The sequence below is a fragment of the Natrinema salinisoli genome (assembly GCF_020405205.1).
Classification (GTDB): domain Archaea; phylum Halobacteriota; class Halobacteria; order Halobacteriales; family Natrialbaceae; genus Natrinema; species Natrinema salinisoli.
The window spans coordinates 1,847,403-1,861,835 of the sequence record NZ_CP084469.1; the positions used below are offsets into that span (position 1 = coordinate 1,847,403).

At 58.2% G+C, this 14,433-nt stretch carries 11 protein-coding genes; 6 read left to right on the forward strand and 5 right to left on the reverse strand.

Annotation, left to right across the window (positions count from 1 at the left end; all coding sequences use genetic code 11):
• Nucleotides 1-82: 82 nt before the first annotated feature.
• From LDB05_RS09075 to LDB05_RS09090, 4 genes are all read right to left on the reverse strand, one after another.
• Nucleotides 83-1,537: an oligosaccharide flippase family protein gene (locus LDB05_RS09075; RefSeq protein ID WP_226007598.1), complete on the reverse strand. Its 1,455-nt coding sequence runs from the start codon at nt 1,535-1,537 to the stop codon at nt 83-85.
• A 198-nt stretch (nt 1,538-1,735) separates the two neighbouring features.
• A complete protein-coding gene (locus tag LDB05_RS09080) occupies nt 1,736-2,533 on the reverse strand; it encodes an alkaline phosphatase family protein (RefSeq protein ID WP_226007599.1) in 798 nt (265 codons plus the stop codon).
• A gap of 256 nt (nt 2,534-2,789) precedes the next feature.
• Nucleotides 2,790-3,944, reverse strand: a complete 1,155-nt coding sequence (locus LDB05_RS09085) for a glycosyltransferase family 61 protein (protein ID WP_226007600.1) — start codon at nt 3,942-3,944, stop codon at nt 2,790-2,792.
• Nucleotides 3,945-4,014: 70 nt separating this feature from the next.
• Nucleotides 4,015-4,932, reverse strand: coding sequence for a hypothetical protein (locus LDB05_RS09090; protein ID WP_226007601.1), 918 nt, complete (start codon nt 4,930-4,932; stop codon nt 4,015-4,017).
• Between the two features lie 228 nt (nt 4,933-5,160).
• Between LDB05_RS09090 and LDB05_RS09095 the strand changes: the two genes are divergently transcribed.
• From LDB05_RS09095 to LDB05_RS09105, 3 genes are all read left to right on the forward strand, one after another.
• Entirely contained in the window at nt 5,161-6,156 is a 996-nt protein-coding gene (locus LDB05_RS09095; protein ID WP_226007602.1) for an alkaline phosphatase family protein, read from the forward strand.
• A 260-nt stretch (nt 6,157-6,416) separates the two neighbouring features.
• Nucleotides 6,417-7,544 (forward strand): glycosyltransferase family 4 protein, encoded by a 1,128-nt coding sequence (locus LDB05_RS09100; protein ID WP_226007603.1) that lies wholly within the window; start codon nt 6,417-6,419, stop codon nt 7,542-7,544.
• A 176-nt stretch (nt 7,545-7,720) separates the two neighbouring features.
• Entirely contained in the window at nt 7,721-8,893 is a 1,173-nt protein-coding gene (locus tag LDB05_RS09105) for a glycosyltransferase (RefSeq protein ID WP_226007604.1), read from the forward strand.
• Nucleotides 8,894-9,026: 133 nt separating this feature from the next.
• Here LDB05_RS09105 and aglG read toward each other — a convergent pair whose 3' ends face one another.
• A complete protein-coding gene (gene aglG / locus LDB05_RS09110) occupies nt 9,027-9,986 on the reverse strand; it encodes a glucosyl-dolichyl phosphate glucuronosyltransferase (protein ID WP_226007605.1) in 960 nt (319 codons plus the stop codon).
• Between the two features lie 172 nt (nt 9,987-10,158).
• On the opposite strand from aglG, the gene LDB05_RS09115 reads away from it, so the two are divergent.
• From LDB05_RS09115 to LDB05_RS23400, 3 genes are all read left to right on the forward strand, one after another.
• A complete protein-coding gene (locus tag LDB05_RS09115) occupies nt 10,159-13,065 on the forward strand; it encodes an oligosaccharyl transferase, archaeosortase A system-associated (protein WP_226007606.1) in 2,907 nt (968 codons plus the stop codon).
• A 98-nt stretch (nt 13,066-13,163) separates the two neighbouring features.
• A complete protein-coding gene (locus LDB05_RS09120; RefSeq protein WP_226007607.1) occupies nt 13,164-14,105 on the forward strand; it encodes a DUF368 domain-containing protein in 942 nt (313 codons plus the stop codon).
• Nucleotides 14,106-14,222: 117 nt separating this feature from the next.
• Nucleotides 14,223-14,357 (forward strand): DUF7503 family protein, encoded by a 135-nt coding sequence (locus LDB05_RS23400; RefSeq protein WP_284145792.1) that lies wholly within the window; start codon nt 14,223-14,225, stop codon nt 14,355-14,357.
• Nucleotides 14,358-14,433: the final 76 nt, after the last annotated feature.

A 14,433-nucleotide genomic window follows, 5' to 3' on the forward strand; every position in this document is an offset into this window, starting at 1 on the left:
GTGTCGCTACCCTATATATGATGTGGAGTCGAGCGATAAGTTTCAGTAGCTGAACTGATACCAGACTCAGTTATCAATTCAATCACGCGCTCGAGAGGAGCGGGAGGTCGAACGGCATATTCTGGTCGACGGCTGTCCGGAACTCCATCGAGATTGCCAATAGCACAGCAAAGTAGACGCCGGCGCCGAGTATGACGAGTATCCCAACCGTTGCGACGTTGTGATTGAGCAGTCCATAGGTAGATTCCGCCCGCAATCCGGTATATACCACGCCACCCATGAGGACGGCGGCGAACCACTGTTTAGCGATTTCTCTCGTTGGAACCTCGAAGTCGATAATTGCGTCCACTTGGTAGTACGCTAGCACGAGACTGGCCGCGACCGAGGCCGCCGTCGCCACCGCAGCGCCAATCCATCCGTACAGATAGATCAACGCGATGTTGAGTGCGATGTTTGTACCGACAAAGACAAGATTGACCTGAAAGGCGAGGTCGGGACGGTCGATTGCGTTGAGCGTGTTCAATAACTGGTTCTGGTAGCCCATGAGGAGGTTCGCGACGATTAGCACTGTCAGGACGGTTGCCCCCTTCGGAAACTCCGGGCCGTAGATCCGGAGGATGCGCTCGCCGAGCAGCGCCCCGCCGAACAGCCCGGGGATCAGAAAGAGCCCGCCGAACGAGAGGGACTGCTCGACGATTCGTGCGACTGCCTGCGAGTCTTTCTCGGCCGAGAGAGAACTCATCTCGGGAAACAGGGTCGAACTGAGCGCGCCGCTGAAGAGAATGAGAAACTCCGCGATGTTCCACGCTGCCGCGTAGACGCCAATCAACCCCGAGGAGACGAACACCCCGAGGACGATAATGTCGGTGTAGCTAAACATCTGGGATTGGAGACTCCCGAGCCAGGAGAACTTCGCGAAGTCAACGAGTCGCTGGAAGTGCCGTCGTTCGGGCCGGGAAAGATCAGGCAGGTTTCGCGCGATAAAGTAGCCACCGATGACGACTACGAGGCCGAACCCCACGATGTGGCCCACGAACAGCCCGGCCGTACCCGCGCTGGCGGCGACCAGCGCGATCTGAAACAGCGCTCGGGTACCGGTCCGTACGGGCGACAGAACGCCGCTTACGTGGACCAGATGTAATCCGACGAGGAGGGCGTTGACGAGACTCTTGAGGAGGACGATTAGCAGGATCACCACGATGTATCCCGTGGCGGGATAGCCGACGTAGGCCGTGATATAGGATCGAAATAACAGGAGCCCACAAGTTATCAGGATGAACAGACCGAGGATGATCGTCGCTCCGGCGAGAGCGTACGCGCCCCGTTCTTCCCCTTCGGAAATCCGCTTGGATATCGCGCCCGAAAGGCCGACTTTCCCTACGATGGCCAGCCACGAGACAAGCCCGAGGACGACGTGATAAACGCCGAGCGGGCCCGGACCGAGCATTCGAGCGATGTAGATGGTCGCCAGAAAGCCAAGTGCCGACGCGAAGAGCTTCGATAAAAAGTATATGATAGAGGTTTGGCCGAGACGCATGTGTAAGTCACTGAGAGGGGACGTCAATTCGACCTATCTGAGTATAGATTCTTCGTTCCATCGGTTCGTGCCGAAAACGCTGGGGTTCCAATCACCTGTTCGGAACGAGTCCGGACGCCGAGCGCGCTAGGCTTGATCCTTCGGTGCGTCGTCTCTCTCGTCATTTCGTCGTGTGGCGACGGCTGTCGATCCACTCACTTAGTCCGCGTATCCCAGCGCTTCGAGTCGATCCGTGATCTCGTCGTCGTCAAGAGTGTTTTCCGATTCGATCGGCTCCGAACTGCGGATCTTTCGGCGTTCGTCCGAATCAACGACCAACCATGGGACTTCACGGAGCGTCGGCGTACTGAATCCTTCCATGTGGCCCCATACCCGGCTCGTGAACGGGAAGACGCGTTCACCGAGCATCTCCCCGTGATCCGCGGTTACGACGGACTTTCCGGAAACCTCGCCGAGTAGTTCTTCGGTGTGGTCTAGCACTATCTCGAGACTCTCAGCGTATGCGTCACGTATCTCTTGAAACGTCACGTCTCGCTGTTTGACTGCGCCCCAGATCTGAATACCATCCTCATGTTGACCGTACCCTTGTAGATCCAGTCGACGCCGTAATTCGTCCGCCGTCTCCCCGAGGTAGGGACGATGGGGCTGCATGAAGTGAACGATGAGTCGCTTGTCGGGATACTGCTCGTGGGCCTCGATCGCTGCGCTGACAATATCATCTGGCTGGACCGTTCCGATGTCCTCATCCCATCGGTTGGCGTGCAGGTGGTCGATATGATAGAACGTATCCTCATCGAGGTCGGTCGAAAACGGGTTCGCCGTCACGTAAACCGTATCGTGAAACTCCTCGGTAGCGAAGTTTTCCCGCATGAAATCCCAGCTTTTCTTCCCCTTGGAAGATGCTTTATAAAGATCCCCATCGATCGTGTTTAGACGGTCAAAATAGTCGTACCGACACGCATCGAGAATGACGAGATTGTCCCAGTCTTCGTCCATCACATCGAGCCCCCCCTCGTATTTTCGATCAGTGTATCTCCCGTATCCCTTATGCACTGGCCAACTAGCTAATCGAAGTGCCTCTCGACCGATCAGAACCGGGTTTCGTACCGCCCGTTTCAAATTCTCCAGTGTGTAGTGATTATTCATACTACTGGTACGTATCTACAGGTATATAGGTAGAACGCCCTCCCAATCAAGATACTTTCGTCCTTCCGTCGTCATCGGCTTGTGGCTACCAGTCGGTCGCACGACGTTACTGATCGTGTATCTCCTGAATCGTCTCCGCTAGTGCCGCAGTATCGACGACGATGTCAGTCGACTCCGCCTGACAGTACATCGGCTCATACGACACGCCGAGCGTCGCTGCCAACTTCCGGTAGGGCTGTTTGATCTTGTCACCGAACAGCTCCACGAGGGTACAGTCGGTAGCGAAGAGAATGTCGGTAAGGCCGGCCCCGTGCGGTCCGACGATGATATCGGCGTCAGCGAACAACCGAGCGTTCTGCTCGAGGGTCCGCTCCTCCAACCGATAGCACGAGAACCCAAACCGGGACAATGCGTTCATTACTTCGTCCTCATTTACTACACGGCGTTCGACAGCGTTAGCCCGCGAAACGTAAACGTTGTCGCCGCTTTCCGGCGTCGTTTCAGGCACATGTTCAAGCACCTCGCGGCGGAGCCACTCGAAGTCCGTGGCCCGTGGCTCCGGGAACGAGGGGAGGACGAGCTGGCAAACATCGTATGCTGACTTTGTCGCGTGTTCGATCCGCGACTGGGGCCACTCGAGCAACTCAAGCGTCTCGTCGACAAACGGCGGCGCGTCCCGCGGCACGAGGAGCGTTACGCGCTCATCAGTCGCGTCCTCAAACGCCCGGACGTAGCGGACCTTCGGGACCGTCTCGACGATCCAGTGATAATAATTCGGATATCGAGGAATAAGTGGTGCAGCACTCTGTAGGGACCCCACACTCCTCCGAGAACCGCCTTGAGGTGAGCCCCACAGCAGACCACGGAGCTGGGCATCACCGTAGAAGAGCTGTCTGGAGAGCATCGCCATCATCGCTTGCTGGGCTCGGTCCGGCGCGGCAGCGCTTTCCTCAAGTATCTCGAATCGCGAAGTCAGTGCCAGTCCGGTTTCCGAGAGGATACGCCCGCCGTCCAGGAGGGAGACGAAGGGAACGTCCCCTTCTTCGGTGGCTCCCGGAACCGTGATGGTTTCGCTCGCGATCGACTTGAGGGCGTCCCGGGAGACGGACCGGACGAAACCGCGCTCGACGAGCGGATCGAGGACCGGCCGACCGAGTCGTTTCCGCGTCAGCAGGTCGCCGGCAGCGACGATCGATTCCTTGATCCCGTCGGCCGCGAGCTTCCGTTTTAGCTTTCGAGAGGCGAATTCTGTCGATATCATGTTCTTATAAGCGAGTCCACTGCCGGTCCTAGCGGCGACAATCGACGTCGGCTCTGGGCGAGGCATCCTCTCATCGATACCCCAGCGCCTCGAGCCGCTCGTCGACAGTTTCCTCGGAGACGCTCTCTTGATCGACCGGCGGCTCCGGTCGCACTTCTCTGCGGGTGTCGCCGTCGACGACGAACCAAGGGACCTTGACCAGTTCCTCGGCGTGGACGCCGTAGGGATGGCCGTACTTCCGACGACTCGGTATCGGTGACAGCCGTTCCCCGACGAGGTTGCCATGATCGGCCGTGATCACCGACTTCCCATCGAGCGTTTCGAGCAGGTCTGTGACCTCGGCAAGCACGACGTCGAGGTTCTCCGTGTACGCCTCCCAGACCGTCTCTAGGTCCACATCGGCGGTGCCATCGCGAAGCTGGGCCCAGATCCCCGGTTCCTCCTTAACGTCGTGGTCCATTGTCCACCCGCCGCCGGCCATGTTACGACCGAGTTCGCCAATGAATGGCGTGTGTGGCTGCATAAAATGTATGATGAGCCGCTTGCTCGGAAACTTCGATGCCGCGTCTCGAGCTGCGTTCGCAACCGTATCAGGTCGAACCGTCTGTAGCTCGTGATCCCATTCCGACAGACAGTCTACTACGGCGTGGAACGTCCCTTGATCGAGGTCGAGACGGGGAATGAAAGGGTTCGCGTTGACGTACACCGTATCATGGCATGTTTTGGAATGAAAATTCCGTTCGAGAAACTCCTCACTGCTGGAACCGAGCGAGATTCGTGATTCGAGCCTCCCGTCAAACGATACGCGATCAGCGAACATATCGTACCTGCAGGCGTCTAGGATGAGTATGTTATCCCAATCCTCGTCTATCACGTTCGTTCCCGGCCCGTACCTCGACCGGAAGATGAGATTGTTACACTCGATTGGCAGGTATCTGATTGCACTTTTTGTCGTCTGTATCAGCCCTCCGCTCGAGTAGTTCTCCATAGCTTTGCGGAGATGGTGACGCATAGTATGTCTGAATCAGGTCTGGAATAATAACGCTCTGATTCGACGTGATCGAAGCGGTCGTTGTTCGGTCGGATCCGGTTCGAAAGCGGAGACACACTCTGTTTCGCATCTCGTTTCCTAATCACAAATTTAATAATCTGAGCCGACTTCGGCGTTTTTAGCGGCCTTTCACCGATGTTTAGGCATGATATCAACTGGAGCAATATGCAGAAGGCCATTAAATACCCGCGACAGGCTATCGACGATACGTTGATAGAGGCTCTCGTTCGCACTCCGTCGACGTATCTCAACACGAAGACGACCATCGGGACCAACGTCTTTTCTCGGGACTGGGATATCCTGATCCTGCTCGATACGTGTCGGGTTGATGCGCTCGAAGCGGTGGCTCCCGAGTACGACTTCCTGTCCGACGTCGGGTCCATCCGGTCCGTTGGGGGTCGATCCCCCGAGTGGATTGCAAAGACATTCGAAGAACGGTACGAAGAGACGATACGGAACACGGCCTATCTCTCCGCGAACGTCTTTTCAAAACAGATACTGGCGGATCGCCATCACGAATCGGCCTCATTGAGCGACAACACGCTAAGTTACAGGCTTCTAGAAAGATTGCCGACGGTAGACGTCGACACGATCGGTCGGTTCGAGTACCTCTACCAGTACGAACCGGTCGGTGAAGACGGACCGCGGGGACACAAGGAGGGCGGAACACCGCCACGGTACGTGACCGATCGCGGAATCGCGGTGAATCGCAATTACGATTACGATCGAATTATTCTCCACTATCTTCAGCCGCATCCACCATATTTTGCGAACGCGCTCCGCGAGGGCCGGGATCTTGACCAACACGAGCACGACTGGTGGGGGTTTCTCGGTGAGACCGGCGATTTCGAGACGATCTGGAACACGTATCTGGACGAATTGCGATTCGTCCTCGACGAAGTGGAATTGTTACTGGAGAACGTTGACGCCGAGATGGTCGCCATCTCTGCCGACCACGGTGAGTCCTTCGGTGAGTACTGGGAGTACGGTCACAAGACAGGGAGCCTCAATCCAACCGTTCGGACCGTCCCGTGGGTCGAAACGTCGGCCACGGATACGGGAGGCTACTCGCCGTCGATAGCTTCCCCAGTGGATTCTGGACCCGAGACGCCCGACGAGTCCGTCGAAGATCAGCTCGAAGCGCTCGGATACCGGATGTAATCGATTGCCTACGTCGACCGGTGGTACTGAAGATGAGCATAACGTAGCCACAGACACGGACTGAACATTTGTTCCCCTATTAAATGTTTAAGAGCCTATGAATACAATAGTAGAACGTTCGATCAGACAAAGTCTGTGACCCGCAGAAATTCAGATGATCGAACTGTCCAAGTCCTCTGCTCGACCGAACTCGACAAGCGATCCCGTACACGAGTCGGAAAACAAATATCTAAGGCCTGTTCGGAACCACAGTAGTTGCGATGAAACTCGCCCTCGTCACCCCACGATACCCACCCACCCACGCCGGTGGCGGTGAAATCAGCGCACGGTTGCTTGCCGAGCAGCTCCACACTCGAGACGTTATCGATCAGGTCGTCGTCTACTCGTTCGACGGCAAGTCCACGGAGACAGTCGGGGACGTCCCAGTCGTCCGCCTCGCGGACGTTCCTCAGTATCCCTACACTCTTCCCAATGAGATCGCTTACCGGAAACTTGCAGCTGTCGGGCTGGACTGCGACGTGATTCACGCGTACAATATGCACCTGCATCCCGCCGTCGGACGGCTCTCCGACGCCCTCGAAATTCCCTCGATTGCGACGTTGAACGCGTACCCGCTTATCGATTGGAGCGACGTGAACGTATCTCCCTCGATCAAGCGAAAGCTGTACGAACAGACGCTGTTACGCGTCGAGCGGCCTCGGCTGCTAGAGCACATGACGAACATCGACATGTTCCTGCCACTCAGCGGCGCGGTCGAGCAAGTCTACCGGACTCACGGGCTCGGAACTGCCGACTACGAGGTGATCCCAAACATGCTCGATCCGTCGTTCGAGGTTCCTGAGGTGGAAACCGAGGAGACCGACCAAGTGGAGTTGCTGTACGTCGGTTACCTCCGGGACTCAAAGGGAGTACAGTATCTCGTCGATGCAATGGATCACGTCCCGGAAGGGATCGAGCTGACGATCGTCGGCGACGGCCCGGAGTGGGACGCACTGACGGACCGCGCCGCAGGAACCGCCGCGTCCGACCGGATCGAATTCACCGGCTCCGTCCCCTACGAGGAGGTCACGCGAGCGTATGCAGACGCGGATGTGTTCGTCCACCCGGGCGTCTGGCCGGAGCCGTTCGGCCGGACGATCCTGGAGGCGATGCAAGCTGGACTACCGGTCGTTGCGACGGATATCGGCGGCCCTTCGGAAACCATCCCACAGCCGGAACTTCTGGTCGAACCCAGCGACTTGTCGAGTCTGAGCGAGGGTATCGAGTACGCTGCCGCGAACCAGGACCGAATCGGCCGTGAGAACCAACGGCTCGTCGAAGATCGGTATCATCCAGATGTCGTCGTTCCACAGTTCCATGAGATCTACGAGCGAATACTCGACAACTAATATTGGTCCAAAAACGGACTGAGTGGTCATTTATTACTCTTTGTCCCTTATATATACACGAACGGCCATTTAGACTTATTTCCAGCGGATGCTGACACCGAACAGGGATATTCGGTACTGTAATCTGCTGAGTTCAACCCGTGAATGATATGGGTATTGATTTATAAAACGATGTAATGACTGATTTCGGATCGTCTGAGTCTGATCGAAGTCTGGCGATCGCTCATTGGGGCGAACACGCCAACGGTGGGGGTGATCGCCTTGCCTGGGAACTCACACGGATCTTCGAAGATGCACCCTTCTATGTCGGTTGGCGCGACGAATCGATCGAACCGCCCGACGTCGAGTCCGAGCAGCTCATTCAGGGCATGCTGCTGAACCGCGGTCTAGAGCGGGGCGGACTCGCACGACAGATTGCTCATCTCATTGGGTGGCAAATCGCCTCACCACTTCGAGAGTATGATGTTGTGGTCACTAGCGGGAACGAGCCGCTCTTCTACGTTGCTCCGGACGATCAGACGTGGGTCGCATATATCCATCACACGAACCGCAGACAATCAGATCAGATCACCGAGATCGAATCTACCCGATTCGCACAATTTCAGTTGTTGTTTCATTACGCGATCCGCGTCCTGTTCGATCACAATACCCACAGACCGGACCTCTATGTCGTTAATTCCGAACTCGTAAAGCGTCGCGTCGAGCGGTACTGGGGGGTTCCGAGCGATAAAATCCGCGTCGTGTATCCGCCTGTCGACACTCACGAGTACGACCCCACTGACGAGGAGACAGGGGAGTACTACATGACCCTTTCCCGATTGGATTGGCACAAAGATATCGACGGGATCGTCACGGCGTTTAACGAGCTCGATCAAAGACTGGTCGTCGCCGGTGACGGGCCCGAGCGAGAACGTCTCGAGCGTATGGCCGACGACAACATTGAATTCCGGGGATACGTTGATGAGGCCGAAAAGTCCCGATTGCTTTCAGGTGCGAAGGCTTTCGTGTTCAACGGGCGAGACGAGGATTTCGGGATTGCCCCCGTCGAAGCACTGGCGGCCGGAACACCACTTCTCGGCGTCAAAGAAGGAATGACACAGTTTCAGGTTGTCGACGGCAAAAACGGCTACAGATACACTCGAACGGACGAATCCGGACCAAGTCTCACGGAGACCGTTCGACAGTTTGAGACGAACGGAGTCGAATGGTCAGCGTCGGAGATCGCCGCCTTTGCCGAACGGTTCTCCGTAGATGCGTTCCATGATGGGATGCAAACCTCAGTCGATACTGCCGTTTCGAATGCCGACGTTACTCCGGCTTGGTACGAACAATACGAATCAGGTGAGTGAGTCAGATCATAGGATGGTTGTCGATCAGGCGGAATGAATAGAAGTGACCGCAAACCGAGATCTTATTTATAAGTGGGGTGCCTTTCGTTCAAGATATCGACACTGTCAAAACCAAGCGGACAAAAAGCCAACGTCACGTGCTTCTCACAGCGTCGTTATCAACGGTCAGGTCCGTCTGATTCACCTCAATCAATCCGTACAGGTAGCCGAAACCGACCGCAGCGGTAAAGACGAAGATAGTCACAAGCTGTTTTACTTTCGGCATCGATGGCTTCCCAACGAGAGCCGATAGCCGGTCCGGAACGAACTCGAGCAAGAGCTGGCCCAGATACTCGTTCTTGTCACCTTTCGATTCGGGTAACAGTAGATCCATGATTCGCTTCGAGTACCCTTGCCAGAACGACCGGAAGACGAGCCATCGAAACTCCCCCCGGTAATCGAACAGCTTGTGGTGGACAACCGCATCGGTGTTGTAAATCACGCCCTTGCCGTACTCGTTTGCCATTCGGATGCAGACCGGCGCTTCGTGGGCCTGAATGTGGCGATCCCCGTGTCGGCCCGTGTTCTCGTCGTAGCCGCCGACGTTCAAGAACACGTCCCGCCGGAACGAGATGTTGGAGCCGTACGTGTTCCGCAACTCCTCCATGTGCTCGCCCATTCCGCGTTCGTCACACCCGACGAGCCAGTAGAACTCCTCGGGGAAGAAATCGGGTTTCGTCGTCACCCAATCCGGTGCGACGTGGCCGCCAACGGCGATCGCGTCGGTCTCGTCGTACACGCGAGCGAGTTCCGCGACCCAGTCGTCCTCGGCGACGGCGTCGTCGTCGATGAACGCGACGACGTCCCCGGTCGCGATTTCGGCTCCGCGAGTTCGGCTGTACGAGATCCCCTGGTTCTCGTCGTTGCAGTGGAGGACGACGTCCTCGAGATCGCCGTAGTCTTCCTGCACGCGCTCGAAGACCGCTTCGTTGCCGTCGACGACGAGGACGATCTCGAGCGGATCGTACGTCTGTGCCAGCACGCTCTCGACACAGTCGGAAAAGACGTCGTAGCGATCCATCGCATAGGTACAGACGACGACGGAGACCTTCATTGGAGACGGATTTCGGTGAAGGCTGAATAAGCTTTTTCGTTCACGTGGGGTCGGTAAGACGACGTTCACGTATAAGAGATAGTCTCGCCGCCGGCCCTATTCCGTGACCGGATATCAAATGACCACGAGTATATAACAAGACTTATTCTTGGCATCGGTCTGGTGCAACCTAATGAGTACCGACACAGAGCACGTCGAGGACGGAACCGATACGTCCGTCCTCGAGGCGTGGCGGGAATGGTATCACCTCCCGGTTCTCGGGGCCGTGATGCTGTTTATGGTCTGGTTGCGAACCCAGTCGTACGACCGGTTCGTCACTGACGATGGATCGCCCGCGCTGGCGGGAATCGACTCGTGGTATCAGTGGCGGACGATCAACTGGACGGCCGAGAACTATCCGCACACGATGCCCTACGAGGTCTGGACGGGGTTCCCGAGCGGAAGTTATGTCGGCCAGTTCGGCACGTTGTTCGACCAGCTCATCGTCACTGCGGCGATGATCGTCGGCCTCGGTTCACCCTCCGAAGAGACACTGTATGCGGTCTCACTCCTGTCTATTCCGGTTATGGCCGCGCTCGTCGCGATTCCCGTCTTCTATGCGGGCCGTCGGCTCGGCGGGACGATCGGCGGAATCGTTTCCGTACTCATCCTTGCGCTCGCGAAGGGACAGTTCCTCTCCCGGTCGACGGTCGGCCAGCTCGACCACCACGTCGGCGAGGTCCTGTTCATGGCGATCGCGGTCCTCGCGATGTTGGTCGCCGTCACCGTGGGCGAACGCGAGAAGCCAGTCTACGAACTGATCGCTGCCAAGGACTGGGACGCCCTCCGGACGGCTGCGATCTACAGCGCCCTCGCCGGAATCGCCCTCACGCTCTACATCTGGGTCTGGCCGTCGGCGGTCCTCCTGGTCGGTATTTTCGCGATCTTCTTTACCGTCCAGCTCTGCCTCGACTACGTTCGTGGGATCTCACCGGACCACATCGCCTTCGTCGGCGCGGTGAGTCTCGGTGTGACGGCGCTCCTGACCCTACTGCTAATGGAGCGACCGAGTAGTACGGGTTCGACGAGTTTCGGAGTCCTCCAGCCACTGGCCGCCTTCCTCGTGGCCGCCGGCTGTGTCTTCATGGCCTGGTTCGCCCGGCAGTGGAACGACCGTGACCTCGAGCGCCGATATTATCCCCTCGCGATCGGCGGGCTCATCACCGCGACCTTCCTCGTAATGTGGATCGCCCTCCCGAGCCTGTTCGATACGATCGTGGGTAACGCGACGCGTCGCATGTTGCCGTTCGGTGAAGCGACGACCGACCTCACGATTGTCGAAGCGCAGCCGCCAGACGACTTCTTCGACCGGGCGTTCACCGAATTCGGCAGTGCGTTCTATACGATGCTCGCGGGGCTCGCCTTCCTGGCGATCCGACCGCTGTTCGGCCGGAAGTTCCGCGCGGAACACACTCTCGTCATCGTCTGGTCGCTGATGCTCATTAGTATGGCCGCGACGCAGGTTCGGTTCATGTATTACCTCCTGCTCGCGGTCGCGGTCGTCAACGCCGCGTTCGTCGCGGAGCTCGTGCAACTCTTCGACCTCGACCTGACTGGCAGTCTTCGATCACTCCGGCAGATAGAGACCTACCAGGTTATCGTGGTCATCCTCGTCGTCTTGCTCCTGTTCGCACCGTTGCTCCCGCCACTAGCGACGGCGACTGCGGTGGAACGGGGCGAACAGACCGCTCCGCATTCCTCTGCGACGACGTGGGAAGAGTCAAACGAGTGGCTGCAGGGGAACACGCCCGCGCCGGGGAACTACGGTGACGCGAACAACGCCGACCAACTCGATTATTACGGGAGCTACAATCCCGCGGATAGCGACTACGAGTATCCAGACGGCGCATATGGCGTGATATCCTGGTGGGACTACGGCCACCTGATAACGACCCAGGCCGAGCGGATCCCACACTCGAATCCGTTCCAGCAAAACGCCAAATCGTCGGCGGCGTTCCTGACCGCTGAATCCGAGCAGCGCGGTGAACTGATCCTCGATTCGATCGCGGCAGGTGAGCCCGTCGCGGATCGATCCAACGATGAACTGCAGGCGACCGTCGAGGGGAACGAAACCGACGAGGAGATGCGGTACGTGATGATCGACAACCAGATGGCCGGCGGGAAGTTCGGCGCGATCACGCGGTGGACGGGGCCGGGGTATCAACACTACGTCACCCCGGAAGACTACGAGCCGGGTCAGCAGATCCCGCGGGACGAAATCCGCCAGACCTTCGGTGACGTTCCCTACGACGATACGATGATGTCGTCGTTATACTTCGACGACGCTGCCGGGATGGAACACTACCGACTCGTCCACGAAGACGACCAGCGAACGGCGACGTACATCAGTTACGCGATCGTCGACGCGCAGACGGATCAGGTCCTCATGAGTGAGAACGGCCAGCCGCAGGTCGGAATCAACCGGCAATTCGACCGGCGGACACAGATCCAACTCCAGCGGATCCAGCAACGCCAGGAATACGACGTCGAGGTTTTCGAGCAGCGACAGGCGGCCGCAGTCAAAACCTACGAACGCGTCGACGGTGCGACGATCGCCGGGTCCCTCGAGGACACGACCGTCTCCGACACCGATAACGCGACGGTCGCGGCGACGGTCGAGCTCGAGACCGATTCGGGTCGGACGTTCAACTACACCCAGCGGTCCAACGTCTCGGAGGACGGGAGCTACGAGCTAACGGTCCCGTACGCGACGAACGACGATCTCGGTGTCGACGACGGGTACACGAACAGCAGCGTCGAGGCGACCGGAGAGTACGACGTCACCGTCTTCGCACCCGGTCAGCAGGGCTTCCCCGTCGCACAGTACAGCGGACAGACGGCCGTCAGCGAAACGGCGGTCGTCGAGGGAGAAACGGTCGACGACGTTCCGCTCGAGGAAGTCGAGGAGCCGACGGCCAACGAGACCGCCGGCAACGAGAGCGGCACGGAGTCGGGCGACTCCGGATCGACGGACGACGGAACGACCGACAACGAAACCACGGAATCGGTCGCGCCAGTCGCGGTCGAGCCGGCTCACTGAGGCCAGAGCCGTCTATCGTCGCTCGGGCGTGTTTCGATCACCGCGACACTCAGGATGTAGCGAAGGCTTTTGATAGTATCCGGACGACGCTGTTAGCAATGCGGGAGTTTCTCGCCGTCTATCTGAAGGGGTTCTCGATGGGATCGGCCGACGTCGTCCCCGGGGTCTCCGGGGCGACGATCGCACTGATCGTGGGTGTCTACGATCGATTAGTTCGCGCGATCACGGCGATCGATCCGCGCGCGTTCCGACCGGCAGTCCGTATTCACGAACCGGAAAGCAGAGCGGCGGTCCGGGCAGAGCTCGATCGGATCGACGCGACGTTTCTGCTGGCGCTCGGACTGGGAATCGGGACCGCTATCGTCGCGCTGTCGTCCGTGATGCACACTGCGGTGAGCGAGTATCCGGTTCCGACCTACGGCTTCTTTTTCGGGCTGATCGGTGCATCGGCGATCGTACTGTACGGCGACATCGAACGGTGGAGCGTGCGACGAATCGCCGTCTCGATCGTCGGAATCGTCCTCGCTGCCGCAGTAACGGGCGTGACGCAAGCCGGGACGTCGCACGGACCGGCGATGATCGTTCTGGCGGGGGGAGTGGCGGTCTGTGCGATGATACTCCCTGGCGTCTCGGGCGCGTTCTTTCTGTTGATCCTCGGTCAGTACGAGTACATGACGGGGACGGTCAGCGCGTTCGTCGACGCCTTGGTCGGGGCGCTCCGCGGCGACGGGCTCGCTCCGCTTCTCGAGCCCGGAACGACAGTTGCACTCTTCGCGGTCGGCGCGACCGTCGGACTGTTCACGATGGCACACACCGTCAGACGTGCCCTCGAGCGCTATCGGGCCACGACGCTTGCCTTTCTGGTGAGTTTGATGGTCGGTGCGCTTCGCCTCCCCGTGGTCGAGGTGACGAGCAATCTCGGGTCGTCACCGGCAGGACGCCCAGCGGTTGCCGTCGGGACCGGACTCGTCGGTGCCGGTGCCGTCTTGCTAGTCGATCGGTACACTGCTGACCTCGAGTACGAATCGTCGGACCAGTGATCGTGGTATCACTCCGAGCGAGTTCAGGACCGGTTTGAATCTTCGTTAAGCCATAATAATTCCTATACGTAAGTATAAGATAGATTTATTACCATCGGAGCCATCCATTGGAATGTAATGTCCGCGAAAGACAGCATGAAGGACTACCTCGCACAGCATCCTCGAATGATCGGCGCCCTGTTCACCCTGTTCGTCCTGCTCAGTCAGGCCGGATCAGTCGCAGCGGGGAGTTCGTCACAGATCGGCCCCTGAGTCAGATACGGAGACGCGACCGCTCTTTTATTCACGACAAAGCTGGTATACTACTCGGTGAGAATTGACTGCCGTC